The sequence below is a fragment of the Kitasatospora cineracea genome, assembly GCF_003751605.1.
GTDB lineage: Bacteria > Actinomycetota > Actinomycetes > Streptomycetales > Streptomycetaceae > Kitasatospora > Kitasatospora cineracea.
Window position 1 is genome coordinate 918,952 of sequence record NZ_RJVJ01000001.1, and the last position, 26,118, is coordinate 945,069.

The following is a 26,118-nucleotide window of genomic DNA, read 5'->3' on the forward strand; positions in this document are numbered from 1 at the left end:
CGCTACTCGTAGTCGCGGGCCGCCAGCAGTTCGTACGCCCGGTCGGGTTCGGTGAGGGCGGCGAGGATCTCGAAGCGGCGGTGCCACTGGTGCACGGACCAGGCCAGGCCGGCCGCCAGCCCCTCGGGGGTGGCGGCGTGCAGCAGGCCGGGGACCGGCGGGACGTCGAACTCGTCGTCCTCGTCGGCGGCTTCGGCGTCCTCCGGGTCGTAGGGCAGTTCGGGGGCGGTCGCGGCGGTGTCCCAGCGCCAGGCGACGTGCGCCTCCTCGCCGTCGGGGCCGACCACCAGGAGTTCCTCGTGCTCCTCGTAGACGGCGGGGCAGCCGGGCAGCAGCTCGCGGACCACGGCGGGGGTGCGGTGCAGGGTGCCCTCGGACAGGACGCGGCCGCCGGCCACCTCGCTGGCCAGCGAGACGTGCAGGCGCTCGGCGAGGGCCGGGGCGAGCAGCGGGTGGACGGGCAGCACGGCGTGGTCGTGAAGGAGTTCGACCAGGTCGGGGGCGTCGGCGACGACCGCGCTCGCGGCGTCCACGATGACGGTGCGGTCGTCCCGGCGGCCGGACTCGGAGTCCAGCGGGGCCAGGGCCCGCACCACGTCGAGGGCTTCGACGCGTTCGGCCGGGAGGGCCGCCAACAGGCTGTAGATGCCGTGCAGTTGGCGGTGGCTGACCTCGGAGAGCGGGTCGGCGAGCCGGTCGACCAGCTCGTCCGGGCCGTGCGGTTCGGCGAGCAGCGCGTTCAGCGTGGTGCGCACGCCGAGCGCGTGCAGGAACTGCGGGTCGAGCGTGGTGCGGGCCTCGTCGTAGAGGCCGCGCAGCAGCGGGTCGGCCCCGGCGGCGCGCAGGCCGGCCGGTTCGCGGCCGTCCAGCACCGGGTGGTCGCGCAGCCACCAGGCGGTGTAGGAGGGCAGGTCGGTGTAGCTGCCGTCGGGCAGCAGGGTGCGCACCGGCGTCACCACGGCGTCCCGGTACGGGGGCCGGGCGAGCAGGGCGAGGGCCTCGGGCCAGGCGTCGGCGGCGACCAGGTCGAGGTCGCGGACGGCGAGCAGTTCGGCGGCGACCGGCGGGACGCCCAACTCCCCGGCGTCGTCGGTGTGCAGGGCCTCCAGGGCGTCCTCGCACCACTCGGCGAGGCCGTCGGGGGCCTCGTCGATCAGGCCGGTGGGGGCGCCGCCGGCCGCCCGGTCGGCGGGGGCGGTGGGGTCGAGGCGCTCCAGGTCGTCCGGGTCGAGGACGACGTCCTCGGCGCGCACCAGCGTGAAGGCGGTGAGCGCGCCGGCCGCGGCCAGCACCTCGGGGCCCCAGCGCTCGAACAGGTCGTCGTCGACGAAGGCGGCCTCGTCCTCGTCCACCAGGAGGGCCAACGGGCTTTCGGGGAGCAGGAGTTCACCGGCGCGGGCGAGTTCGCCCTCGTCGTCGGGCAGGGCCAGGCGGGCCAGCCAGGGGTGCTCGCCGGGGGCCGGGGCGGCGGCCTTGACCAGGGCGAGGACGGCGTCGGCGAGGTCGACGGCGGCGTCGTAGTCGTCCTCGCCGAGCTCCAGCGAGCGGGCGACGGCGGCGCGGACCTCGGGGGTGTCCAGGACGCCCGCGGGGGTGGCGGTGGCGGCGCCGAGCTTGGCCAGCAGCGGGTGGGCGGCGTCGGGGTGGGCCAGGCGCAGGTCGAGCAGGTCGAGGGACTCGGCGAGCGTCTCGGGGTAGCCCTCGTAGCCGGCCCAGTCGGCCGGGTCGGAGGGCAGCAGGACCCGGCGCGGGCCGGTGACGGTGCGGCCGTCGGCGAGCGGGACGGGCAGCGCGCCGAGCGCCTCCGGGTCGGCGCCGGCCAGCGCCGCGTACAGGCCGCGCCACCAGGCGGGTTCGCGCTCCAGGCCGCCGAGCTGGTCGACCACCTCGGCGAGCGGGGTGCGGCGCACGCCCAGGGTGCGCAGTTCGGTGCGGCGCTCCAGGCCGGCCGGGAGCAGGCCGGGGAAGATCGGGGCGAGCGCCTCGACCACCGAGTGGTCGGCGCCCTCCAGCACGACGGCGTCGCGCGGGCGCAGCGCGGGGGTGCCCTCCTCGGCGCCCTTCGGGTGCGGCAGGAAGGGCGTCTCGGGCAGGCGGGCCAGCACGGCGGTGCGCAGCGCGTTGTCGAGGGCGCCCTGGCCGAGCGGGCCCGGGACGAGGTCCAGCGAGTGCGGGTCGGCGCCGCGGGCGCGCAGCAGGTCGGCGTAGGCGTCGGCGGCGCGCTCGGTGAGGAAGTCGGTGAGCGGGCCGGGCGCGACGTGCCGCCGGGTCGGGTCGAGCGGGTAGGAGGCGATCAGCAGGGCGGGGACGCCGAGCGGTTCGTCGCTGGGCGTGGGCGCGTGCAGCACGGGGGTGGTGCGCGGGCGCTGCGGGCGGCCCTGCCCGTCGACCGGGACGGCCCAGGTGAGCGTCCAGTACGGGCGGGCGCGCTCCTCGGTGGTCCGGTCGGCCAGCAGCTCGGGGGCGGCGGTGCCGGCGGCACTGACGGTCTGCCAGGTGGTGCTGCGCTCCCCGTCGGTGATGGTGACGGCGGGCAGCTGCTCGGGGCGCGGCGGGTGCGCGGTGCGGGTCAGGGTGCGCACGCCCTCGGGGGTGTCGACGACCACCTCGGCCAGGCCGGGCAGGGTCAGCAGCAGGGCGTCGTCGACCTCGGCGAGCAGGCGGCGGGTGAGGTCCTCGGCGGCGGCGTCGCGCAGCGGCAGGACGACCACCGTGTGGTAGCCCTCGGGGGCCTCGCCCTCGGCCGGGAACGGCACCCGGAGCACCGGCAGGTGGCCCTCGCGCCGGGTCAACTCCGCGGCGAGCTGCGGGATTTCGGCGACCAGCGCGCGGGCGTCGGTGAGCGACCAGCGCACCCCGCCGGTGTGGCCGAGCACGGCGGGCTCGTCGCTGACGGCCAGCACCGCGGCGAAGCCGACACCGAACCGGCCGACCACCTCCCGCTCGTCCTCGCGCTTCGCGGAGGCCCGCAGCGTGGACAGCGACTCGACGCCCGCCGCGTCCAGCGGGGCGCCGGTGTTGGCGGCCGCCAGCACGCCGTCCCGCAGGGTCAGCCGGAGCCGACCGGTGACGCCGGCCCGGGCGGCCGCGTCGGCGGCGTTCTGGGCGAGTTCGACGATCAGCCGGTCCCGGTAGCCGCCGAGCGCGAGCTCCTCCTCGGCGTTGGCGTCCTCCCGGAATCTGGCGGGCGCGGCCGTCCAGGCGGTGAGCACGGTGTGCCGCAGCCGGGCCGTGTCGAAGACATCCGGCCCCTGGGGGGACGCCGCGCTGCCGATGATCCGAGACTCCACGTGCCGAGCCGCCCTTCGCGTGGTCTGCGTACGAGTCGGCATTCTGCCAGGGGTCTGAGACGGCGCCGCACGAAAGCAGGATGCGCACGACAGGGGCGCGGGGAACCGCGCGGCGGACCGGGCACCCGCCGCGAGGCCGCGAGGTGACGGCAGGTGGTGCTCGTCGTCGCGGTCCTGCCGGCGTTCCCCTGCCGCTGCGCGCGGTTCCCCGCGCCCCCGGTCTCGCGCTCCGCTCAGCGCGCGGCGTTACGCGTGGCCGAGTTCCTCGACCGGCGCGTCCGGTTCGACCGAGCCGGAGGTGCGGTCGGGGTGCAGCGGGAGGGGTTCGACGACCGTCTCGTCGAGGATCAGCTCGCTGGGGACGGGCGGGGCGGGGAGGACGGCGGCCTCGGAGTGCGCGCCGCAGCCGTAGGCGAGCGAGACGACCTGGCCGTCGGCGGGGCCGAACTCGTTGCCGCAGACGCCGAACGCCTGGCCGAGCGAGCCGCCGATCGGGACCAGGAAGCCGCAGGTGTCGCAGGAGGCCGGGGCGGACTGTGCCATCGGGGTCTGCGGGCCGTACGCGGTCTCCCAGCGCTCGGCGGCCTGGTGCAGGCCGCGCCGGGAGAGGACGCGGGGGCGGCCGAGGCCGAGCTCCTCGGCGATCGCGCCGATCTCGGCGCGGGCGGGCGCCTGCTGGACGTCCTCGACGGTGGCGATCTCGTCCTCGGCGGCCTCGGCGAGCGCCGAGTTGGGGGCGATCTCGTCCTCGCCGGTCCAGCCGGGCTCCAGGCGCAGGTCGTCGGCGCCGGTGGGCAGCAGGTCGCCGGGGCCGAGGTCGCCGGGCCGCAGGCGCTCGCTCCACGGCACCCACTGCGGGGCGAGGACGGCACCCGCGCCGGGCAGCAGCGCGACCTCGTCGAGGGTGACGTTCTTGGCGCGCGGGGCGCGGGCGACGGTCACCGCCCAGTGCCAGCCGCGGTAGGCCGGGTCGAGGCACTCGAAGGTGTGGGTGACGACGCGCTCGGCGTCCGCGCCCGCCTTCACGTGGGGGCCGACGACGGCCTCCCCGACGCTGTCGACCACGGCCTGGCGGGCGAGGTCGACGGCCTCTGCACAGAGCCGGTCAGGGGTACGGCTTCGCATCGCAGCACTCACGGCGTCGGTTCTCTCCCAGTCCTGTCATCCTGCGGCCTTGCGGTGGCCGCCGTCGGGCGGGCGCACCGGCTGCCGCTGCCACGTCTCCGGGGCGGCCCCCGCGAGCACGGGGCCGGTCCATTCTGCTAGACCCGGGGCCGCTCCGGGACCGGGCCGCGCCGCCCAGGTCGGCCACCCCCCTGCGGGAGGCCGGGCATGCGCGTAGTGCAGGCTACCCGTCGGTCGGTGGTGCAGCACAGTCCGGGCCGTGGGGGCGGGCGCGCCGACGCCCGGACAATCACTCGTTAGGTCGGCGATTCTCGGGCAGGATGGGTGTGTGGCGGAGGAGATTCCGCCGCGGCACGAGCCGGGTCCCGCGCAGGCCGAAGGCCGTTCGGGGGCGTCCGCCGTGTCGCGGCAGCATCCGGTGGCCCCCGGTGAGCCGGAGGCCGATGCCACCTGTCCGACGCCCCGTCAGCCGGGCCCGGACCTCTCGAAGCACCCGGCGCCGGACTCCCCCGCCGACCCCGCCGACCCCGCCGGCCCCGCCGACCCGGACGCGCCGACGGTGCGGGCCCGGGGCCTCTGGGCGCGCGGCGCGTCGGCGGCGGGGGTGCGCACCGGCCGGGTGGTGCACGGCACGGGCCGGCGGATCCGGCGGGCGACGTCGGCGGAGGGCGCGGGCGAGTCCGGCCTGGCGAAGCTGATCGAGCTGCACGCGCTGAACTCGTTCGGCGACATGCTGATCACGGTGGCGCTGGCGTCCACCATCTTCTTCTCGGTGCCGACCGGCGAGGCCCGCGGCCGGGTCTCGCTGTACCTGCTGATCACGATGGCGCCGTTCGCGGTGCTGGCCCCGGTGATCGGCCCGCTGCTGGACCGGCTGCCGAACGGCCGCCGCTCGGCGATGGCGATGTCGATGCTGGCCCGGGCGGCGCTGGCCTGGGTGATGGCGGGGGCGGTGACCGGCGGCGGGCTGGCGCTGTACCCGGAGGCGCTGGGCGTGCTGGTGGCGTCGAAGGCGTACGGGGTGGTGCGCAGCGTGGTGGTGCCGCGGCTGCTGCCCGCCCAGTTGTCGCTGGTGAAGGCGAACTCGCGGGTGACGCTGGCGGGTCTGCTGACCACGCTGGTGGCGGGCGGGGTGGGCGGGCTGCTGCACCTGATCGGGCCGGGGTGGCCGCTGCGCGGGGCGTTCGTGGTGTTCGTGATCGGCACGCTGATGGCCTTCCACCTGCCGCACCAGGTGGATTCGGCGAGGGGCGAGCAGCGGGCGGAGCTGCACGCCGAACCGCACGCCGAGCCGCACGGGGCGCGGCCCAAGGGGGTGCTGCGGGCGGTCGGCCCGTCGGTGGTGATGGCGCTGCGCGGGGTGGCGTCGCTGCGCTGGCTGGTCGGGTTCCTGGTGATGTTCCTGGCGTTCCTGATCCGCCGGGACCCGCCGGGCGGCCTGCCGGGGACGGTGGCGCTGGGCCTGGTCGCGGCGGCGGCGGGACTGGGCAACGCCCTGGGGTCGGTGCTGGGCTCGTGGCTGCGCACCCGCGGCTCGGAGGTGACGGTGACGGCGGTGCTGGCGCTGGCGACGATCGCGGCGGGCGCGGCGGCGCTCTGGTACGGGGTGGTGACGGTGACGGTGGTGGCGGGCGTCGCGGGGATGGCGGCGTCGCTGGGCAAGCTGGCGCTGGACGCGCTGATCCAGCGGGACGTGCCGGAGGCGGTGCGGACCTCGGCGTTCGCCCGGTCGGAGACGGTGCTGCAGCTGAGCTGGGTGGCGGGCGGCGCGGTGGGCATCGCGCTGCCGCTGAACGCGGTGCTGGGGCTGACGGTGGCGGCGTCGGTGATGACGGTGATGCTGCTGTGGACGTTCCGTTCGCTGCTGCGGGTCGGGCCGCGCCGGTCGGCCGCGCGGCCCCGGGTGGCCTGAGCGGCGGGCCGGGCCGGGGTGCGCGGCGCGCCCGCGCTCGGCGTAACCTCGGGCGACTCGGGCACCCCGGCGTCGTGTGATCACGGAAGGCGAGTAGCCTCTTGCGCATGAGCCTCAGCACCCGTGCCATCGCCGGTATCGCCGGCGTCGTCGTCGTCGGCGCCGCCTCCCTCGGTACCGGTATCTACTGGGCGAACGACGCCGGCAAGCCCCGTGAGAACGTGGCGACGATGGTCGTCGGCACCTCGACCACCACCGCCGCCCCCTTCTGCTACAACGACGGCAAGCCGCTCGACGAGGACTACCTCACCAAGTGCCTGTCGGACATCAAGCAGGCCCGCAAGGACGCCAAGCTCCCGAAGCTGGACGTCCGCGCCAGTGACCAGATCGGCGTCGGCGTGCCGAAGGACCTGGCCGACAAGGGCTGGTTCGCGCTGACCAACGGCGGCTCCAACGGCCAGGTGCCGCTGGCCGGCGGCGCCGACGGCTCGGTCATCACCGGGGTGACCTACTCCGGTTCGAAGAGCGCCGGCGCCCTGATGTCGAGCAACGACGTGACGTCGGTGACGGTGGTCTCGCAGGACAAGAAGTCCCAGGAGTACTACGCGGTCTGGGCCTTCGACCTGGACAACAAGAGCAGCTGAACCCCCGGTCGATGACCGCTGAGCGCACCGACGAGCAGCCCGGCCCCGCCGCCGGGCTGCTCGTCGTCGTCGCCGTGGAGGCGGAGGCCGGGGCGGTGCGGCGCGGGCTGGGCGAGGGTTCGGGCGCCGTGGTGCTGGCGGCCGGGGTCGGCCCGGCGGCCGCGGCGGCGGGCACGGCGGCGGCGCTGGCCGGCGGCCGGTACCGGCTGGTGCTGTCGGCGGGCATCGCGGGCGGGTTCGCGCCCGCGGCGCCGCTCGGGTCGCTGGTGGTGGCGGACGCCGTGCTGGCGGCCGACCTGGGCGCCGAGACGCCGGACGGCTTCGCGGACGTCACCGAGCTGGGCTTCGGCACGGTGCGGCACCTAGTGCCGCCGGGCCTGGTGGCAGCGCTCGCGGGGGCCACCGGCGGGGCGGTCGGCGAGGTGCTGACGGTGTCCACGGTGACCGGCTCGGCGGAGCGCGCCGCGGTGCTGAGGGGGCGTCACCCGCGGGCGCTGGCCGAGGCGATGGAGGGTTTCGGGGTGGCCGAGGCGGCCGCCCGCTGCGGTCTCGCGGCCGGTGAGCTGCGGGCCGTGTCCAATGCCGTCGGGCCGCGCGACCGCGCGTCCTGGCGGATCGGCGACGCGCTGGCGGCCCTGGAGCGGGCCTTCGCGGCGCTGCCGCCGGTGTCCGTCCTGCTCAAGGAGGTCTGAGATGGCCGAGCCGCTCAGCGTCGCGTACTCGCCCTGCCCGAACGACACCTTCGTGTTCCACGCCTGGGCGCACGGCCTGGTGCCGGGCGCGGACGCCCCCGCGGTCAGGTTCGCGGACATCGACGTCACCAACGGGCTGGCCGAGCGCGGCGAGCTGGACGTGCTGAAGATCTCCTACGGCCAACTGCCCTGGGTGCTGGACGAGTACGCGCTGCTGCCGTGCGGCGGGGCGCTGGGCCGGGGCTGCGGGCCGCTGGTGCTGACGGCCGGCCCGCGGGAGGCCGCGGAGCTGGCCGGGCGGCGGGTCGCGGTGCCCAGCGAGCGCTCGACGGCGTACCTGCTGTTCCGGCTGTGGGCGGCCGAGGCGGTGCCGGGCGGGTTCGGCGAGATCGTGGTGCTGCCGTTCCACGAGATCATGCCGGCCGTCCGGGACGGGAAGGTGGACGCCGGGCTGGTGATCCACGAGGCCCGGTTCACGTACCAGGAGTACGGGCTGCACTGCCTGGCCGACATGGGCGAGGCGTGGGAGGCGGCGACCGGGCTGCCGATCCCGCTGGGCGCGATCGTGGCCCGGCGCTCGCTGGGCGCCGAGCGGCTGCGCGAACTGGCCGACACCGTACGGGCGTCGGTGCGCGCGGCCTGGGCGGACCCGGCGGCCTCCCGGGAGTACGTGCTGGCGCACGCCCAGGAGATGGACCCGGCCGTCGCCGAGCAGCACATCGGGCTGTACGTCAACGAGTTCACCGAGGACCTCGGCGAGGCCGGCTACGCGGCGGTGCGCGGCCTGCTCGCCCGGGCCGCCGAGCGGGGACTCGTCCCCGCCGTCGACCCGGGCGCGCTGGCGTTCGCCTGACGGCCGGTCAGACGTCGAACTGGTCGGCGATGGCGCGCAGCACCATGGCGATCTTCTGGCCCTCCGGCTTGCCCGGGTAGCGGCCGCGCTGCAGGCCCGGCAGCACGCTGTCCAGCTTGGTGATCAGGTCCTGGACGATCGGGGCCATGTCGTCGGCGCTCTTGCGCTGGGCGGCGGCCACCGAGGGCAGCGCGTCCAGCAGTTGGACGCTCATCGCCTGGTCGCCGCGGTGGCCCGCGGCGATCCCGAACTCGACCCGCTGACCCGGCCTCAGCGTGGTGACGCCCGCGGGCAGCGCCTTGGTGTGGACGAAGACCTCGCCCCCGTCGTCGCGCGACAGGAAGCCGTAGCCCTTCGTCTCGTTGAACCACTTGACCTGGCCGGTGGGCATCTCGAACAGTCCTCGGTATCGGGTGCGTGCGGCCTCGTCGGGCCGCGGGTGGATGTGCGGGCGGGCGCCCCGGTCGGGCGGCCGGTCTCGCTCAGTGGAGCAATGATCCCTCAGCGTTCACCGGAACGGCGAAGGGATTCCGGACCGGGGCGCGGCCGTGCCCCGCGCTCGCTGCGCCTCCCACTGGCTCACACCCCCGATCGGTGCCGGGCGGGCGTTCGTGGACCATCGGCAGGTCCGCCCGCGCGATGGCTGCATACCCGGGGGCGGCGCGGGTCGAAACTCCTTGCGCGCACGGAGTTGCGCGCTGTGACGCCGGGCCGGTCAGGAGGGGTCGGCGAGGTGGCCGCCGAGCCAGCCCAGCGAGGCCGGGAGCATCCGGGACCAGGTGGTGAAGTTGTGGCCGCCGCTGTCCAGGGTGATCGCCGAGACCTTGGTCGGGGTGCCCTTGGCGGCGGCCCGGAACCGCTCGGTCTGGCCGTAGTAGTCGCCGTCGCCCTCCCGGCTGCCGCCGACCAGCAGCGCGGTGGCCGGGGCCGGCAGGTGGGCGAGGCGCCACTCCAGGTCGGCCTGGTCGCGGCGGGCCCCGTCGCCGCCGAACAGGTCCCCGGTGGTCGGGTCCTCGGCGGCCTTGTAGTAGCCGGACAGCGACACCGCGGCGGCGAACACGTCGGGGTGACGCATCGCCAGCTTCAGCGCGCAGTAGCCGCCGGTGGAGTTGCCGATCACGCCCAGGCTGCCCGGCCCCTCCGCGATCCGGTAGGAGGTGCGCAGCGCGGCGGGCACGTCGGCGCTGAAGTACCGGTCGGCCTGCGGGCCGCCCGGCACGTCCTCGCACTCGGTGTCCCGCGGCATCGCCGGGGAGGGGCGCATCAGCACCAGCACGGTGGGCTTGGCCCGGCCCTGCTCGGCCAGCTTGAACTGCACGGACGGGTAGTTGAGCTTGGTGACCAGGTTCTTGGCGTCGCCGGGGAAGCCGGTGATGGCGATCACCGCGGGGAAGCGCTTGGCCCGGTACTCGGGGCGGAAGTACTGCGGCGGCAGGTAGACGTAGCCCTCGGTGGCCAGGCCGGTGCTCGCCCCGGGCAGCCGGACCCGCTCCAGCCGGCCGACCTGCTCGGGGGCCCGGCCGGCCGCGCCGGTGTCGCGGACGTTCTCGGCGGACAGCGTCTGGACGGCGGGGGTGCGGCCGAGCAGCTGGTTCTGGATGGTCACCGGGCCGTCGTCGCCGGTGCCCAGCAGGTCGTCCCAACTGCTGTAGAAGGCGAAGGAGTTGTTGGCCAGCAGGGCCAGCGTGCAGAGCACCGCCAGCTGGGTGCCGACGACGGTGCCGAGCCGGCCCAGCACCGCCCGCCAGCCGCGCCCGGCCAGCCGGGGCCAGACCCAGACCGTGCCCCCCACCGCCAGCACCGACAGCAGCGCGGACAGTGCCAGCACCTTGTGACTGGTCAGACCCATGTGCCCGTACGCCCCGCTCGCCCGTCGCCGTTCCCGTTGCCGCCCTTCAGCATGCCTGAGGGATTCCTGGGAATCCTGAGCGTTCAGTCGGAACGTGTGTCGCCGCGCCCCCGCCGATCGGAGGGGGCGCGCGGTGGGACAATCGACGGGAGTGCCCCGCGCGAAGGCGCCGGGAGCGCCCCGTGCGAAGGAGTGGTGAGAGTGAGCGACCGTCCCGACGACCCCGGTGACGTGCTGGTCCGCGTCGGCGGCATCGTGTTCGGCATCGGGATGCTGGCCACCGTCGCCACCTTCGTGCCGCTCTTCCTCGACCTGACCCGGCTGCCCACCTTCGCGTACTGGCTGTCGATGCTGATGCCGCTGGGCCTGCTGGTCGCCCTGGTCGGGCTGTTCGCCAACGCCCGGAGCAGCTCCCGGCGGCGGCGCGCCCGGCAGGCCGCCGCCACCGGCACCGGTACCACCGCCGCGGGCTGAGGCCCCGTCAGGCCCGGTGCGCGGCCAGCCAGGCCGGGAACTCGGTGAGGTCGCCCAGCACCGCGTCCGCCCCGGCCCCGGCCAGCTCGGCGGCGCTGTACGGGCCGGTGGCCACGCCCACCGCGACGGCGTCCGCGGCCCGGGCGCCGCGGATGTCGCCCAGGTGGTCGCCGACGTAGACGTCCGCGCCGTGCGCGCGCAGCGCCTCGCCCTTGGTCTCCGCCCACAGGTCGCCGACCAGCGCGTCCACCTCCAGCCCGATCGCGTCCAGGTGGCGGCGGGCGTTCGGCTCCCACTTGCCGGTGATCACCAGCACCCGGCCGCCCGCCGCCCGGACCGCGGCCACCGCCGCCAGCGCACCGGGCAGCTCGACGGTCGGCGCGATGGCGTGCTCCACGTACAGCTCGCGGTAGCGGTCGGCCACCGCCTCCAGCCGCTCCGGCGGGTACCAGTTGGCCAGTTCCCGCACCAGCGGCGGCCCGAGCCGGCTGACCACCAGGTCGGAGTCGATGACGGTGCCGGTCTCGGCGGCCAGCACGTCGTACGTGGCCTTGATGCCGGGGCGGGTGTCGAGGAGCGTCATGTCGAGGTCGAAACCGACGGTGAGAGCCATGCGGCCAGCCTAGCCAGCGGGGTTTCAGGCCCGAAAAGCCGGGGGGAAAGCCGCATCGCGGACATACTGGCTGCGGACGTACTGGCTGACGACCGACCGTGCCGCCGGAGGAGGTCCCGGGTGCCACCCCCGCTGTCCCGCCGGGCCGCTCTCGCCGGGCTCGGCGCCGCCCTGCTCACCGGCTGCGGCCCGCACCCGCTGCCCGAGGGGCCGCCGCTGCCCGCCGCCGCCGACGGCTCGCCCACCGGCAGCGGCACCCCCGCGCCGGTCCAGCCCAGCCCCCCGCCGCGCCCCGCCGTCACCGTCGACGCCGCGGACGGGCCGGTCACCGTGCCCGGCGGGGTGCTCCGGGTGGTCGTCCGGGACACCGCCGAGCTGGACTCCGCGATGACCCTGGGCATCACCCCCGTCGGCGCCGCCAAGGCCCCGCTGGACGCCGGCCTGCCCGGCTACTGGCCCGCCTCCCGGCTCGCCCGGATCGCCGTGGTCGGCGACCTCGGGACCGCCCCCGACACCGCCGCGATCACCGCCCTGCGACCGCAGCTGCTCCTCACCAACCTGACCCGCGACGCCGACCGCCTCCCGGCCCTGCGGGCGATCGCCCCGACCGTGGCGACCCGGACCACCGGCGCGCCCTGGCGGGAGGACTTCCAGCTGCACGCCGCCGCCCTGGACCGCCGCGAACAGGCCGCCGCCGTGGTCGCCGGGTACGAGCGGCACGTCGGCCAGGCCAGGGCCGCCCTCGCCGCGGCCGGGGCCGACGGGCAGCGGATCAGCCTGGTCCGCTTCGTCGAGGGCTCCCCCGCCGTCCGGCTGTACGCCCGGCAGAACTTCCCCGGCAGCGTCCTGGCCGACCTCGCGCTGCCCCGCCCCGACCCGCAGAACGCCGACCGCTTCGACACCGGGACCGCCCCCGACCGGCTCGCCCCCGCCGACGGCGACCTGCTGCTGTACGCCGGCTACGGCGACCCCGCCCGCAACGGCCTGGCCACCGCCCTCGCCTCCCCCGCCTGGCAGGCGCTGGGCGCCGTCCGCGCCCACCGCGCCTTCCGGGTCGACGACCAGCTGTGGTTCCAGGGCATCGGCTACACCGGCGCGCACTTCCTGATCGCCGAACTGCTGTACCTCCTCGGCGCGGACTGAGCCCCGCCGGGCGCGCCCGCCGCCGGGGTCCGGCCGCACGCCCGGCCCGCCCGGCCGGGGCCGCCGGGGACACATCGGAACCCGCCCGGTCCCGCTCCGGCCGCCGGACCGTCTTCCGCCGAGCCACCGTGCACCGGACTGCCCGCCGGCACGGCACGCACCGCCGAGGTCCGGCCGCACACCCGACGCGACCGGCCGGGGCCGCCAAGGCCCCGCAGGCGCCACGGGGTCCGGCCCGGCCGCCGGGGACACCCTGGAACCCGCCCTGCCGGACCCGCCACCGGGCCGCCAGGCCCTCGGGGGCCGGCCCGGTCCGGTCCGGACCGGCCCGGCCGCGGCGTGCTACCCCTTGCGGCGGCGCAGCGTCACCGCCAGCACGAACAGCGCCGTCAGCACCGCCGCGGCCCGCAGCACGCCCGGCGCGGCCGCCCAGGTGGTGGCGCCCGCGTCGCTGCCCGGGGCCAGGGCGCTGCCCCAACGGCCCTTCTCCCGGCCCCAGTTCCACACCGTCAGGCCGGTCACCGTGACCAGCGGGATGCCCAGCACGGCGAACTTCTTCATCAGGTCGGTCCAGCCCTTCGACAGGTACGCCGCAGCCCAGCCGAGCAGCATCACCAGCAGTTGGCCGGTCACCGCCCCGGCCAGCAGCAGGCCCGCGCCGAGCAGCAGCAGCGGCGCCGGTCTGCGGGCCCCGGCCGCCGCGGCGGGGGCGGCCGGGGCGGCGGGCGCCGGCGGGGCGTCAGGAGCGGCCTTCGGCTTGCCGAACAGCGCCGTCAGCAGGATCCGCCCCACCCCGGGGCGTTCGCGGGCGGGCTCCGGGGCGGGCTCGGGCGGCGCCTCCGGTTCGGGCACGGGTTCCGGGGCGGGCTCGGGCACGGCCTCCGGTTCGGGTTCCGCCAGGTCGAAGTACTGCGCGCTCCACCCGGGCTGCCCGATCCCGAAGTCCGGGGCGCTCAGGTCCTCCGAGTACGCGAAGGCCCGGTCGACCTCGGACTGCGACGACTCCCGGCCGGCCGGCCCGGCCGGTGTCCGCGGCTTGCCCAGCTCGACGGCCGCGGCCCGCGGCGGCTGCGCCGGCACCGGCGGTGCGGCGGGGGCGGCGGGGACGGCAGCCGGCGGCGGCTCCGCCGCCGGCCGAGGCAGGTACACGCTCCCCCCGCCGTCCGAACCGTCCGCCGCCCCGCCCTCGCGCCACCACGAGCCGTCCGCCATCGCCCCGCCACCCGCCCTCACGTCCACGTACCCGCCGCCCACCGAGACGGTACCCACCCCCGCCCGCCCGAAGCGAGCCCCGCCCGGCTCCCGGACCCGGCCCCGCGGCGCCGGAGCGGCCGCGGATTCGTACGGAGTTCGTCCGCCGTTCTGGGCCCCGAGCGGGGGCGTTGACTAGTCTGGACCGGATGACCGCACCGCAGAGCGCGCCGCGTGGCACCCGCGCCGCCGCACCCCGCACCCTGGCCGAGGAACTCCGCGGTCGGGAGGACGGGGCCGTCGCCGCGCTGCTCCGGGCCCGCCCCGACCTGCTGAACCCGGTGCCGACCGACCTCACCCAGCTGTCCGCGCGGCTCTCCAGCCGGGCCTCGGTGCTGCGCGCCCTGGAGCGGCTGGACCGGTTCACCCTGCAGGTCGCCGAGGCGCTCGCGGCCGCCCCCGAGGGCGCGTCCGAGGCCGCCGTGCGGAGCCTGCTGACCGGGCCCGCCCGGGTCAAGCCGCACCCCGGCGCCGAGCCCGTCGACCGGGCCGCCGTCACCGCCGCGCTGCCCGCCGCGCTGGCCCGGCTGCGCGAGCAGGCCCTGCTGTGGGGGCCGGACTCCGCGCTGCGCCTGGTCCTGGCCGTGCGCGAGGCGCTCGCCCCCAGCGCGCTCAACCCCGGCCGCACCGGCCTCGGCCCGGCCTTCGCCGACGCCACCGCCGGCATGTCGCCCGCCCGCCTCCAGCAGCTGCTGGCCGGCACCGGCCTGCCGCCCACCCCGGACCCGGTCACCGCCGTCGCCGCGCTCACCGCCCTGCTCGGCGACCGCAAGCGGCTGGGCGCGCTGCTCGAACAGGCCCCGCCCGCCGCCCTCGGCCTGCTGGAGCGGCTGGTCTGGGGCCCGCCGACCGGCACCGTCCCGGACGCCGCCCGGCAGGTCACCGCCGAGGACGCGCGCAGCCCCGTCGAGTGGCTGCTCGCCCGCGGCCTGCTGCTGCCTTCCAGCCCCGGCTCGGTCGTGCTGCCCCGCGAGCTCGCCCTGCACCTGCGCGGCGGCCGCACCCACCGCGGCGTCGACCCGGCGCCGCCCGCCGTCGCCCCCGTCGTCGAGCGCGACCCGGTGGTCACCGACCGCACCGCGGCCGGGCAGGCCGGCACCGCCGTCCGCACGGTCGAGGAGCTGCTGGAGTCCTGGAGCCTCACCCCGCCGCCCACCCTGCGGGCCGGCGGCCTGGGCGTGCGCGACCTCAAGCGCGCCGCCGCCCTGCTGGAGGGCTCCGAGCCGGACGCCGCGTTCTGGATCGAACTCGCCCACACCGCGGGGCTGGTGGCCCCCGACGGCGAGGTCGACGAGGTCTGGGCGCCGACCCCCGCCTACGACGCCTGGCTGCAGCAGGACACCGCCGAACGCTGGAGCGTGCTGGCCCGCGCCTGGCTCGCCGCGACCCGGGTCGGCCGCCTCACCGGCACCCCCGACGGCAAGGGCCGCCCGCGCGCCGCGCTCGGCCCCGAACTCGACCGCACCCTCGCCCCGTCGGTGCGCCGCGCCGTCCTGACCCGGCTCGCCGAACTCCCGCCCGGCACCGCCGCGTCCGCCGACGCCCTGCTGCCCGCCCTGCGCTGGCACCGCCCGCTGCGCGGCGGCCCGGTCGGCGCCGACGGCCGCGACCTGCGCGACCAGCTCGCCGAGTGGACCCTGCACGAGGCCGAACTGCTCGGCGCCACCGGCCGCGGCGCCCTGGCCGCCCCCGCCCGGGCCCTGCTCGACGGCGCCGACCCGGTGCCGGTCCTCGCGCCGCTGCTGCCCGAGCCGCTCGACCACGTCATCCTGCAGCCCGACCTGACCGCGATCGCCCCCGGCCCGCTGCTCACCCCGCTCGCCCAGGCCCTCGCGCTGGCCGCCGACATCGAGTCCAAGGGCGGCGCGACCGTCTACCGCTTCACCCCCGACTCGGTCCGCCGCGCCCTGGACGCCGGACGCACCACCGCCGACCTGCAGGCGTTCCTGGCCCAGCACTCCCGCACGCCCGTCCCGCAGCCGCTCGCCTACCTGATCGACGACGTGGCCCGCCGGCACGGCATCCTGCGGGTCGGCGCCGCCTCCTCCTACCTGCGCTGCGACGACCCGCGGCTGCTCGACGAGGTCCTCGCCGACCGGCGCGCCGCCGAACTGCGCCTGCGGCTGCTCGCCCCCACCGTGCTGGCCGCCCAGGCCGGGCCCGAGACGCTGCTCGCCGTGCTGCGCACCATGGGCTACGCGCCCGCCGCGGAGTCCGCCGAGGGCGACGTCGTGATCACCCGCCCCGACAGCCGCCGCACCCCGCCGCGCACCCCGCCGCTGCCCGTCCCGGACGGCCCCGCCCGCCCCGACGACGCCCTGCTGGCCGCCGCCGTCCGCGCCATCCGGGCCGGCGACCGGGCCGCGACCGCCGTCCGCAAGGACACCGTGGCCGGGCCCGCGGCGAGCGCCGCCGTCCCCCGCACCGCCGCCGCCGACACCCTGGCCGCGCTGCAGACCGCCGTCCTGCTCGGCGAGCGGATGTGGATCGGCTACATCAACGCCGAGGGCCTCTCCTCCCAGCGCGTCATCGACCCGGTCAAGGTCGAGGGCGGCTTCGTCACCGCCTACGACCACCTGGCCGACGAGGTGCGCACCTTCGCCCTGCACCGCATCACCGGCGTCGCCGAGGTCGAGGAGTAGCGGAGTGGCCGGGCGCGCGGCCTCCCGCGCCCCCGGCCCCGTCCCGCCTACTTACTTGCCGGCGTGCTGCTTCGCGTCCTCTTCGGCCTTCTGCTTCTTCGCCTCGTCCACGATCGCGTGCGGGTCTGGCATCTTCGGCTCGACGCCCGTCAGCAGGCCGGTGCCGGTGAAGGCGACGGTGCCGATCAGTCCGCCGGGCTGGCCGATGTCGGCGACCTGGTCGAGGGCCATGGCCTCGGTGTCGGCCGCGTGGGCGGGCGCCGCCCCGAGGGCGGTGGCGAGGGCCGCGCCGGAGAGCGCCAGGCCGGCCAGGAATCGGTTGGGCTTGATCATGCCCTGCCCAACGAGCGGGAGCGCCGCAGGTCACTGTCCCTCCCCGGGTCCGCGGCCGCGGACCGCCCCGACCGTTCGGCGCGCCGATGCGGCACACTGGACGTTTGGCCCGCGGAAGGGGATGCACAGGCGTGGGCGGACCGCTGATCGTGTAGGCGGTCAAGCGTGGTGCGCATCTTAGAAACCAGTTGCTCCGACACGCCAGCGACGCCGGCTAATCGACCCCGCCCCGTCTTGATCGAACAGGCGATCGCCCCTAGGCTCCCCGGACCATCGTCCCGGGAGCAGCGCCGTGCACATCACCACGTCCTACCAGATCAGCTACGACGACCTGCGCCGGGGCATGGTCCTCGCCCACCGCAGACGCCGCCGGCTGGTGTGGGTGTGCGCCGGCATCCTGGTCGTCTGCGCCGGGCTCATGGAAGCGGGCGCCGCCTTCGGCAGCGAGCCCTGGTTCTACCTGTTCGGCCTGTGGCCCCTGACCATGGCCGTGCTCTGGGCCTACCGGCTCACCCTGGGGACGAACCGGAGCTACCGGAAGGCGATGCCGGCCTTCGCCGGAACCACCGAGGTCACGCTCACGCCCGAGGCCATCCGCATCCACCGCGACACGAACACGGCGGAGCTCGCCTGGAGCCTCTTCCCGAAGATCGAGGACACCCCCGACCACCTCTTCCTGCGCCAGGACAAGCGGACCGTGACGATGATTCTCAAGCGGCACCTGACCGCCGAACAGCGAGCGGAGCTGGCCGACTTCGTCTCCTCCCTCAGCCTCGTACGAGAGGCCGCCTAGACAGCCCCCTCATCCCGAAGGCAGGAGCGACCCCGCCCCCAGAGTTCTTCGGCGTGGTCGGTGAAGCGGGACCACGTGCCGTCCTTCTCCTGTCCGTGCAGGTGCATCAGCGGGGAGTCGTGGCCCACCAGCCGGGCCGGGTGCGGCGCGACCAGGGCGTCACGGTCGAACCGGAACACCGACAGGCTGACGTGGTTCATGGCGTCCTGCGGGGCCGAGAAGCGCGCTTCCAGGCCCTCCAGGGGCCCGAGGCGGGCCAGGTGCTCCAGGGTGATCCTGATGCGCGTGGAGACCGTCAGGGCCACGTCCTCGATCGCTTCCCGCTGCCGGGTCACCTCACCGTCGGGGTCGCCCAGCAGGAACCGGACGCGGCACCCGGACTCGACCTTCCGCCGCAGGCCCTCGACCAGGTTCGAATGTTCCAGCCACAGGAAGTAGTTGGTGTAGCCGGCGAAGTAGAGGTCCGTCCTGGCGCTCTTGATCAGGTCGCCCCACACGGTGGAGGGGCAGGAGGACCGGTACGGGTAGCTGCGGATGATCTCCCGGTCCGGGCCGGACTTGAGCACGTCCCGAACTGCCTTCGGCCACAGCATCGTTGAGTCAACTCCCAGCGCCTCGGCGGTGTCCTCGCGATTGCGGGCATGTGGGATCAGCCGGCCGTCGGACAGCCACCGCTCCACGGTCTTGCCCGAAACCCCCACCCGGCCAGCCAACTGACGCGGCGAGGGGCCGGCAGCGGATACAGCCGATCGTAAGGCAGCGTTCAAGGCCTCCCCCAGGGACGTTTGGGCCTTTTCCGAACCTACTGCCACGGCAGCCCAACTGTCCTGCGTACGTGCCGGTTCCGCCCGAGAGCGCACGCCATCGTGGGCGCCGAAGCGGATCAAGCGGACGGACGGAGGAGCCCATGCCGGCAGCACCTCGACAGCGCTACAGAGTGGTGCCCGTACCGGCAGAACCCGGCGCGCTGGTCGCGAACCTCTGGGGCCTGGCCGACTGCGCCGACGCCGACAGCGCGATGACCCGCCCCGATGGCGAACCGATGGTGTTCCCGTTCTTCGGAGATGCCGTGAGGTGGGCGGATGAGCACCCCTGAGCCTTGGGAACCCGAGGAGGGCGGGGCGGCCCATGATCGGCGTTCGGGCCAACCCGTGCGGGTGATGGCGGTGCACGCCTGCGGAGTGTTCGTCCGACGCCTGCGGGACGGGCGGGAGGACATCACCGCACTGGGCGAACTCGCCCCGCCGGAGCCGGCGGCAGGGGAGCTGTGACGGAGGCGTACCGCCGAGCTTGGGAGGTGGCATCGCGGCTGGCGATGCTGATGGGCGCGGAAGTCCAGGTGTCGGAAGTCGCCGACGGAGTACGCGTCGGGTGCCCGTTGCGCTCCGACCGCAGCGAGGCGAACCAGCTCGAAGCACTCTCCATCCTGGGCCGCTCCGATCGCTACGGGCACCGGGAGTTCGCCGACGGCAGCGGACAGTTGTGGGCCGTCTACCAACCGGACAGCCCTGATCGTCCACCCCGGAAACGGCAGCGTGACGAACTTCCACAGCGCCCCACCCGGACACGAAGAGAGCCGCCCACCCGCAACAGGTGGACGCCCCCGGTCGGCACCGCGCCGCTACTCCCCGAGATGGCGGTACAGGGTCGCGCGGCTCACGCCGAGTGCCTTGGCGATGGCCGTGACGCTCTCCCCTTTCGCCCGCCGGGCACGGGCGGCGGCGAGCTTGTCAGCGTTCAGCACGTTCGGCCGACCACCCGTGCGGCCCTGCGCCCTGGCGGCATCCAGTCCGGCCCGGGTGCGGTCCTTGATCAGGCTCCGTTCGAACTCCGCCATCGCGCCGACCACCTGGAACATCAGGCGGCCGTCGGGAGTGTTCGGGTCGATACTCGCTAGCGCGCCCGTCAGCACCTTGAACCCGATGCCCCTGGCCGACAGGGCGTCCACCATCACCACCAGGTCGATCAGCGAGCGGGCGAAGCGATCCAGCTTCCACACGCACAGGGTGTCGCCGAGGCGCAGGTGGTCCAGGACGGCGGCAAGCTCCGGACGGTCCGTGTTCTTCCCCGATGCCTTGTCCGTGAAGATCCGAGTGCAGCCCGCCTTCGTGAGCGCGTCGTGCTGGAGCCGGGCCTCCTGGTCATCGGTGGAGACTCGGGCGTAGCCGATCAGGTGCCCCGTGTTCTTCGTCATGATCGAACCGTCTCACAACTCATCTCATAACCGTAAGGGAGTTCGGCAGGTTCTGAGACGCGATTTGGACACCTTGAGACCCCTCTGGGACCCGTTCGCCGACCGTCTCACAAACTCATCGTTTCCGAGACGCCCCGGCCAGGTGACCTCCCGACACCAGCCCGCCGGAATAGCCCGATGGGCCATCCCGGATTTTTCCCTCTCTGCCGCGCCACCTCGCCCAGGAGGGAAGTCACCACCCCGGACGCCAGTGGGCGCCTGCTACACCCTCAGCACCGCTTCAGGCCCCCGCCGGGGTGGGACAAGGGTTCGGAATCCGGTCGCCGCCTGCGGGCGCGAAGAAGCCCTGCCCGAACCCGAGTGGCCGGACGGGACTCGGGTGACCACCGCCCCGGCTACGAGCCTGTGCCGCCCGCTGTCTCCTCCGCCTCCGCCTGCCGGATCACGGCCTCCACGTCCTTGCCCTCCGCGTCGGCCCGCTTGACCCGCCCGTCCGTGCCGAACCGGACCGCCAGCCGTGAGGCGTCGAAAGCGGGGCCGCTCTTCGTCGCGGGCGAGACCTCCACGAACGCGCCCGCGTGCAGCAGCAGGTCCCGCTTGCCCGCCGTGTCGGCCGCCTTCCAGTGCTGGCCGAAGGTCCGGCCGGTGGGGACCTCGACCACGCCGCCGGGCTTGGCGGTGCGCTGCTTCTCCTTCAGCGAGGCGACGCGGTCTTCGAGCTTGGCGTACTGCGCGGCGTAGCGGTCGGCGCCGTCGTCGCCCTTGAACAGGCCCCGGTCGTAGCGGTCCTTCTCCAGGTCGGACAGGGCTTCCTGGGCCTGCCTGATCTGCGGGCGGAAGTCCTCCCCGGCCTGCTCGACCACGCGCACCACGGGCAGCCTGCCGAAAGACTCCAGGAAACGGGCCTCCACGTGGTTCTCCATCGACTCCCCGGCGATGCTCACGCCGTAGCAGTCGATCCGCTCGCCGCCCTGCCGCTTCTTCAGCCGGCCGATGCAGCGGTAGCGGAGCCGTCCGCCCGCCATGTAGGTATACATCCGGAAGCCGCACAGCGCGCAGTGGACGATGCCCCGGAGCAGCGACGTGCCTTCGCGCCGACGGTCGCCGGGGTGGCTGCGGCGTTCCAGTTCGTCCTGGAGGGCCTGCCAGATGTCGATGTCCAGGATCGGCATCCGGTTGACCAGCGGCAGGCCGTCCGTGCGCAGGATGGGCTTGCCGTCCTCGATGACCTGGCCGAGCAGTTGCGGGTTGGTGAGCAGGCTCCGCAGCGTGGTCGTGTACCACTTCTTCGAGTCGCTGCGCTTGCCGGTGGTCTGCCGCGACGTGTGGCCGGGCGAGGGGACGCCGGCCTTGCTCAGGTCGGCAGCGACAGTCATCAGGGAGTCCTTGGCGAGGACGCGCTCCACGATGCCGCGAACCGTCTCGGCCTCCTCCGGGTTGACCTCAAGCACCTTGCCCGCGCCGTCCGGGTTCGGGGCCACCCGGTAGCCGTAGGGGACGCGTCCGCCGGTGTAACGGCCCTCGCGCCGCAGGTGTTCGTGGGCGCTGGAGACGCGCATGCCGATGGTGTCGGACTCCAGTTCGGCGAAGACCGCGATCACCTTCGCCATGGCGCGGCCCATGGAGGTGGTCAGGTCCAGTGGTTCGGTCGCCGAGGCCAGCGCGACGTCGGCGGTCTCGGTGATCCGCATGATCTCGGCGAAGTCCACCGTGGAGCGGGCCAGCCGGTCGATCTTGAAGAATACGACGACGTCCAGTTCGGTTAGCCTCGACAGAACCCGCTGGAGTCCGGGCCGTTCGAGCCCGCGTGAGAAGCCCGAGACGTCGATGTCCTCTTCGACGGCGACGACGGTCCAGCCCCGGGCCTGGCAGAGCGCTTCACAGGCAGCGCGCTGGCGCTCGGGAGACGTCGTTTCCTCTGTCTCGCGCGATAGGCGAACATAGATGGCTGCGCGCAATCCGGTGGTGCCAGCCGGAACGCCCTTCGGGCGACGGGCACGGGGCATGGCCCGGACAGCGGCAGTTGTGGCGTCGGTCACTCGGCGATCCTATCGGTGGAGGTATGCGTGTCCTGCTTGATCGTGCAGAGCGACAAGACGCTGCTGTTGGAGATCGACCACCCGCGGGCGGCGGAGTGCCGGCGGGTGATCGCGCCGTTCGCCGAGTTGGAGCGGGCGCCGGAGCACGTGCACACGTACCGGGTGACGCCGCTGGGGCTGTGGAACGCGCGGGCGGCGGGGCACGACGCGGAGCAGGTGGTGGACGCGCTGGTGGAGTACTCGCGCTACCCGGTGCCGCACGCCCTGCTGGTGGACGTCGCGGACACCATGGCGCGCTACGGGCGCCTCCAGCTGCAGAAGCACCCGGTGCACGGGCTGGTGCTGACCACCACCGACCGGCCGGTGCTGGAGGAGGTGCTGCGCTCGAAGAAGATCGTCCCGCTGGTGGGGGCCCGGGTCGACCCGGACACCGTGCTGGTGCACCCCTCGGAGCGCGGGCAGGTCAAGCAGGTGCTGCTGAAGCTCGGCTGGCCCGCCGAGGACCACGCCGGGTACGTGGACGGCGAGGCGCACCCGATCGACCTGCGGGAGGACGGCTGGCAGCTGCGCCCGTACCAGCGGCACGCGGTGGACGGCTTCTGGCACGGCGGCTCGGGCGTGGTCGTGCTGCCCTGCGGCGCGGGCAAGACGCTGGTGGGCGCGGCGGCGATGGCGGAGGCCAAGTCGACCACGCTGATCCTGGTGACCAACACCGTTTCGGCCCGGCAGTGGAAGCACGAGCTGGTCAAGCGCACCTCGCTGACCGAGGACGAGATCGGCGAGTACAGCGGCACCCGCAAGGAGATCCGCCCGGTCACCATCGCCACGTACCAGGTGATGACGACCAAGCGGAAGGGCGTGTACGCGCACCTGGAGCTGTTCGACGCCCGCAACTGGGGCCTGGTGGTGTACGACGAGGTGCACCTGCTGCCCGCGCCGGTGTTCAAGTTCACCGCGGACCTGCAGGCCCGCCGCCGGCTCGGCCTGACCGCGACGCTGGTGCGCGAGGACGGCCGGGAGGGCGACGTGTTCTCGCTGATCGGCCCGAAGCGGTTCGACGCCCCGTGGAAGGAGATCGAGGCGCAGGGCTACATCGCGCCCGCCGACTGCTGCGAGGTCCGGGTGACGCTGACCGACTCCGAGCGGCTGGCGTACGCGACGGCCGAGCCGGAGGAGAAGTACCGGTTCTGCTCGACCACGGCGACCAAGCGCCGGGTGGTGGAGCGGCTGGTGGAGAAGCACAAGGGCGACCAGACCCTGGTGATCGGCCAGTACATCGACCAGCTGGACGAGCTGGGCGAGGTGCTGGACGCCCCGGTGATCAAGGGCGAGACCTCGAACGCCCAGCGGGAGAAGCTGTTCGAGGCGTTCCGGTCGAAGGAGATCGGCGTGCTGGTGGTCTCGAAGGTGGCGAACTTCTCGATCGACCTGCCGGAGGCGACGGTGGCGATCCAGGTGTCGGGCACCTTCGGCTCCCGCCAGGAGGAGGCCCAGCGGCTGGGCCGGGTGCTGCGTCCGAAGGCGGACGGGCACGCGGCGCACTTCTACTCGGTGGTCGCCCGGGACACCGTCGACCAGGACTTCGCGGCGCACCGCCAGCGCTTCCTGGCCGAGCAGGGCTACGCGTACCGGATCGTCGACGCCGACGACCTGTAGGTGTCCGGCTAGAGCTTGACGCCGTCGCGCCCGAGGAAGAGCACGCGCGCGGCGGTGTCGAGCACGATGCCGACGTTGCGGACGGCGTTGGCCACCGGGTGGCGGCGGCGCTGCTCGGCGCGGTGGGCGCCGTGCACGCCGTCGAACTGCGGGTTCACTCGTTCGGTCGTCATGTCTCCACGGTAGGTTCACAACCGGGGCGGGCACATCAGCCGAAAGACCCGAGCCCACGGCGGCGCGTCTCGTCCTGCGGGTGTACGGCTCCCCCACCCCGGTACCGGGGATCCCCCGGAAAAAGGATTCGCACCCGGACGGCGCCGGGTCTAGGATCGTCCGTCTGCCCCTCCCGAACCGTGGTGCCAGCGTCGTCGGCAGCCGTGGGAGTGCCGGCCGTTCGGCAACCGGCCGGTGTCCTTCACCGTGAGCTCTCCGACGAGTCGGCCGCCGCCCTTCCACCGCCGCGGCCGGGAAGGTCCGCCGTGCACTCCCCCACCCCCACCGAAACCGCCGACGCCGCCACCGATCCGCTCGGCCGCGAACGCTCCCACCTCGCCGCCTCCCGGGCCGCGCTGACCGCGATGCGCGAGGACGTCGAGGCACTCGACCTGCGCGACGTGGCCGGCACCTGGGTCTCCGCCCAGGTGCTGCAGAAGCAGGTCGACGAGCGGATCAAGGCGCTCGCCGACCTCGCGCACACCCCGCTGTTCTTCGGCCGCCTCGACTACCTGCACGCGATCAGCGAGGCCGAGTCCGAGGGCAGCGGCGGCGAGCGCTTCTACATCGGCCGCCGCCACGTGCACGACGCGGGCGGCGACCCGATGGTGATCGACTGGCGCGCCCCGGTCTCCCAGCCGTTCTACCGGGCCAGCCGCACCGAGCCGATGGACGTCGCCAAGCGCCGCCGCTTCGGCTACACCGGCGGCGAGCTGACCGCCTACGAGGACGAGAACCTCTCCGACCCGGACGAGTCCGACAGCCGCTCCGCGCTGCTCGCCGCCGAGATCGAGAAGCCCCGCGTCGGCCCGATGCGCGACATCGTCGCCACCATCCAGCCCGAGCAGGACGAGATCGTCCGCGCCGACGTCACCGGCACCGTCTGCGTCCAGGGCGCCCCCGGCACCGGCAAGACCGCCGTCGGCCTGCACCGCGTCGCCTACCTGCTGTACGCGCACCGCGAGCGCCTGGCCCGCACCGGCACCCTGGTGGTCGGCCCGAACCGGTCCTTCCTGCAGTACATCGAGCAGGTGCTGCCCGCCCTCGGCGAGCTGGACGTCGCCCAGGCCACCGTGCAGGAGCTCGTCGGCCACGTCGAGGTCCGCGGCACCGACACCGCCGACACCGCCCGGATCAAGGGCGACGCCCGGATGGCCCGCGTCCTGCGCAACGCCGTCCGGGCCGGGATCACCCTGCCCACCGAGCCCTGCGTGGTCGTCCGCGGCTCCCGCCGCTGGCGCGTCCCCGCGTACGAACTAGAGGAGATCGTCCGCGAGTTGATGGGCCGCGAGATCCGCTACGGGGCCGCCCTGGAGGCCCTGCCGCAGCGGATCGCGCACGCCGTCCTGGTCAAGATGGAGCAGGGCGGCGAGGCCCCCGACGACCGGGTGCAGGACGCCGTCGCCCGCAACGCCGCGGTCAAGGCCACCGTCAAGGCGTGCTGGCCCGCCGTCGACCCGGTCAAGCTGGTGCACCGACTGCTCGGCGACCCGGAGTTCCTCGCCACCGCCGCCGACGGCCTGCTCGACGCCGACGAACAGGCCGCCCTGCTCTGGGCCAAGCCCCCGCGCAGCGCCCGCACCGCCCCCTGGTCGGCCGCCGACGCCGTCCTGATCGACGAGGCCGCCGACCTGGTGCACCGCACCCCCTCGCTCGGCCACGTGGTCGTCGACGAGGCCCAGGACCTCTCCCCGATGCAGTACCGGGCCGTCGGCCGCCGCTGCACCACCGGCTCCGCGACCGTCCTCGGCGACCTCGCCCAGGGCACCACCCCGTGGGCCACCGGCAGTTGGCAGGAGGCCCTGCACCACCTCGGCAAGGACGGCGCCCACGTCGAGGAGCTCACCCAGGGCTTCCGCGTCCCCGGCGAGGTCATCGCCTACGCCTCCCGGCTGCTCCCCGCCATCGCCCCCGGCCTGGCCCCCGCCACCTCGATCCGCGACCTGCCCGGCTCACTCGCCCTCCGGCACGTCCCGGACGGCCTGGACGCCGCCGCGCTGGACGCCTGCCGCGAAGCGCTCGGCCACGAGGGCTCGGTCGGCCTGATCGCCGCCGACGCCCGGATCCCGGCCCTCGCCGCCGCCCTCACCGCCGCCGGGCTCCCCTACCTCGACCCCGGCACCGAGACCACCGCCGACGCCCGTCTCACCCTCGTCCCGGCCTCCCTCGCCAAGGGCCTCGAGTACGACTACGTGGTCCTCGACGAACCCGCCGCGATCGTCACCGGCGAACCCGACCACCGCACCGGCCTGCGCCGCCTCTACGTCTCCCTGACCCGCGCGGTCTCCGGCCTGACGGTCCTCCACGCGGAGCCGCTGCCGGCAGAACTCGGCTGAGGGAGCGCAAAACCGGGGGCGCGGGGGACCGCGCGGCCGAGCGAGCACGCACAGCCGGATCGCGAC

22 protein-coding genes are annotated in these 26,118 nt (G+C 75.1%); 11 read left to right on the forward strand and 11 right to left on the reverse strand.

The genetic code is table 11. The features are described 5' to 3' along the window. Positions 1 to 2: 2 nt before the first annotated feature. On the reverse strand, positions 3 to 3,290 hold the full coding sequence (locus EDD39_RS04010) for a sacsin N-terminal ATP-binding-like domain-containing protein (RefSeq protein ID WP_123553406.1): 3,288 nt from the start codon (positions 3,288 to 3,290) through the stop codon (positions 3 to 5). 246 nt (positions 3,291 to 3,536) lie between these two features. Beyond that, a complete protein-coding gene (locus EDD39_RS04015) occupies positions 3,537 to 4,415 on the reverse strand; it encodes a DUF3027 domain-containing protein (protein WP_123553407.1) in 879 nt (292 codons plus the stop codon). Between the two features lie 418 nt (positions 4,416 to 4,833). On the opposite strand from EDD39_RS04015, the gene EDD39_RS04020 reads away from it, so the two are divergent. The 4 genes from EDD39_RS04020 to EDD39_RS04035 all read left to right on the forward strand — a co-directional run bounded on the left by EDD39_RS04020 (position 4,834) and on the right by EDD39_RS04035 (position 8,516). Continuing rightward, a complete protein-coding gene (locus EDD39_RS04020) occupies positions 4,834 to 6,327 on the forward strand; it encodes an MFS transporter (RefSeq protein WP_123560123.1) in 1,494 nt (497 codons plus the stop codon). A gap of 107 nt (positions 6,328 to 6,434) precedes the next feature. Beyond that, complete coding sequence (locus tag EDD39_RS04025; RefSeq protein WP_123553408.1) at positions 6,435 to 6,971, forward strand: DUF2771 family protein; 537 nt, start codon at positions 6,435 to 6,437, stop codon at positions 6,969 to 6,971. Between the two features lie 11 nt (positions 6,972 to 6,982). Next, positions 6,983 to 7,663, forward strand: coding sequence for a futalosine hydrolase (locus EDD39_RS04030; protein WP_123553409.1), 681 nt, complete (start codon positions 6,983 to 6,985; stop codon positions 7,661 to 7,663). A 1-nt stretch (position 7,664) separates the two neighbouring features. After that, complete coding sequence (locus tag EDD39_RS04035; RefSeq protein ID WP_030458104.1) at positions 7,665 to 8,516, forward strand: 1,4-dihydroxy-6-naphtoate synthase; 852 nt, start codon at positions 7,665 to 7,667, stop codon at positions 8,514 to 8,516. A 7-nt stretch (positions 8,517 to 8,523) separates the two neighbouring features. Here EDD39_RS04035 and EDD39_RS04040 read toward each other — a convergent pair whose 3' ends face one another. Next, positions 8,524 to 8,907, reverse strand: coding sequence for a cold-shock protein (locus EDD39_RS04040; protein ID WP_030458105.1), 384 nt, complete (start codon positions 8,905 to 8,907; stop codon positions 8,524 to 8,526). A gap of 324 nt (positions 8,908 to 9,231) precedes the next feature. After that, a complete protein-coding gene (locus tag EDD39_RS04045) occupies positions 9,232 to 10,365 on the reverse strand; it encodes an alpha/beta hydrolase (protein ID WP_123553410.1) in 1,134 nt (377 codons plus the stop codon). A gap of 201 nt (positions 10,366 to 10,566) precedes the next feature. Between EDD39_RS04045 and EDD39_RS04050 the strand changes: the two genes are divergently transcribed. After that, on the forward strand, positions 10,567 to 10,839 hold the full coding sequence (locus EDD39_RS04050; protein WP_123553411.1) for a hypothetical protein: 273 nt from the start codon (positions 10,567 to 10,569) through the stop codon (positions 10,837 to 10,839). A gap of 7 nt (positions 10,840 to 10,846) precedes the next feature. On the opposite strand, the gene EDD39_RS04055 is transcribed toward EDD39_RS04050, so the two are convergent. Beyond that, entirely contained in the window at positions 10,847 to 11,452 is a 606-nt protein-coding gene (locus EDD39_RS04055; RefSeq protein ID WP_123553412.1) for an HAD family hydrolase, read from the reverse strand. A 120-nt stretch (positions 11,453 to 11,572) separates the two neighbouring features. On the opposite strand from EDD39_RS04055, the gene EDD39_RS04060 reads away from it, so the two are divergent. Then, positions 11,573 to 12,595 carry an ABC transporter substrate-binding protein gene (locus tag EDD39_RS04060; RefSeq protein ID WP_123553413.1) on the forward strand — a complete coding sequence of 341 codons (1,023 nt, stop codon included), beginning with the start codon at positions 11,573 to 11,575 and terminating at the stop codon, positions 12,593 to 12,595. Positions 12,596 to 12,937: 342 nt separating this feature from the next. Here the strand turns inward: EDD39_RS04060 and EDD39_RS04065 are convergent, their stop codons facing one another. Continuing rightward, positions 12,938 to 13,864 (reverse strand): hypothetical protein, encoded by a 927-nt coding sequence (locus tag EDD39_RS04065; protein WP_148089380.1) that lies wholly within the window; start codon positions 13,862 to 13,864, stop codon positions 12,938 to 12,940. Positions 13,865 to 13,995: 131 nt separating this feature from the next. Between EDD39_RS04065 and EDD39_RS04070 the strand changes: the two genes are divergently transcribed. Continuing rightward, positions 13,996 to 16,488, forward strand: coding sequence for a helicase-associated domain-containing protein (locus tag EDD39_RS04070; RefSeq protein ID WP_123553415.1), 2,493 nt, complete (start codon positions 13,996 to 13,998; stop codon positions 16,486 to 16,488). 51 nt (positions 16,489 to 16,539) lie between these two features. Here the strand turns inward: EDD39_RS04070 and EDD39_RS04075 are convergent, their stop codons facing one another. Continuing rightward, a complete protein-coding gene (locus EDD39_RS04075) occupies positions 16,540 to 16,821 on the reverse strand; it encodes a hypothetical protein (RefSeq protein ID WP_030458111.1) in 282 nt (93 codons plus the stop codon). Positions 16,822 to 17,113: 292 nt separating this feature from the next. On the opposite strand from EDD39_RS04075, the gene EDD39_RS04080 reads away from it, so the two are divergent. Next, complete coding sequence (locus EDD39_RS04080) at positions 17,114 to 17,614, forward strand: YcxB family protein (protein WP_123553416.1); 501 nt, start codon at positions 17,114 to 17,116, stop codon at positions 17,612 to 17,614. Here the strand turns inward: EDD39_RS04080 and EDD39_RS04085 are convergent. After that, on the reverse strand, positions 17,611 to 18,207 hold the full coding sequence (locus EDD39_RS04085; protein WP_244256594.1) for a phospholipase D-like domain-containing protein: 597 nt from the start codon (positions 18,205 to 18,207) through the stop codon (positions 17,611 to 17,613). The two genes, EDD39_RS04080 and EDD39_RS04085, sit on opposite strands and share 4 nt — an antisense overlap. A 489-nt stretch (positions 18,208 to 18,696) precedes the next feature. On the opposite strand from EDD39_RS04085, the gene EDD39_RS38890 reads away from it, so the two are divergent. After that, positions 18,697 to 18,885: a hypothetical protein gene (locus EDD39_RS38890; RefSeq protein ID WP_148089381.1), complete on the forward strand. Its 189-nt coding sequence runs from the start codon at positions 18,697 to 18,699 to the stop codon at positions 18,883 to 18,885. A 350-nt stretch (positions 18,886 to 19,235) separates the two neighbouring features. Here the strand turns inward: EDD39_RS38890 and EDD39_RS04090 are convergent, their stop codons facing one another. Continuing rightward, on the reverse strand, positions 19,236 to 19,808 hold the full coding sequence (locus EDD39_RS04090) for a recombinase family protein (RefSeq protein ID WP_123553417.1): 573 nt from the start codon (positions 19,806 to 19,808) through the stop codon (positions 19,236 to 19,238). A 395-nt stretch (positions 19,809 to 20,203) separates the two neighbouring features. Continuing rightward, entirely contained in the window at positions 20,204 to 21,847 is a 1,644-nt protein-coding gene (locus tag EDD39_RS04095) for a recombinase family protein (protein ID WP_148089382.1), read from the reverse strand. A gap of 27 nt (positions 21,848 to 21,874) precedes the next feature. On the opposite strand from EDD39_RS04095, the gene EDD39_RS04100 reads away from it, so the two are divergent. Then, the gene (locus tag EDD39_RS04100; protein WP_123553419.1) at positions 21,875 to 23,503 is read left to right on the forward strand and encodes a DNA repair helicase XPB; all 1,629 of its coding nucleotides are present in this window, start codon (positions 21,875 to 21,877) and stop codon (positions 23,501 to 23,503) included. Positions 23,504 to 23,511: 8 nt separating this feature from the next. Here the strand turns inward: EDD39_RS04100 and EDD39_RS39270 are convergent, their stop codons facing one another. Further along, positions 23,512 to 23,676, reverse strand: coding sequence for a hypothetical protein (locus tag EDD39_RS39270; protein WP_157852106.1), 165 nt, complete (start codon positions 23,674 to 23,676; stop codon positions 23,512 to 23,514). A gap of 306 nt (positions 23,677 to 23,982) precedes the next feature. Here EDD39_RS39270 and EDD39_RS04105 point away from each other — a divergent pair, with 306 nt between their 5' ends. Next, positions 23,983 to 26,052: a HelD family protein gene (locus tag EDD39_RS04105; protein WP_123553420.1), complete on the forward strand. Its 2,070-nt coding sequence runs from the start codon at positions 23,983 to 23,985 to the stop codon at positions 26,050 to 26,052. Positions 26,053 to 26,118: the final 66 nt, after the last annotated feature.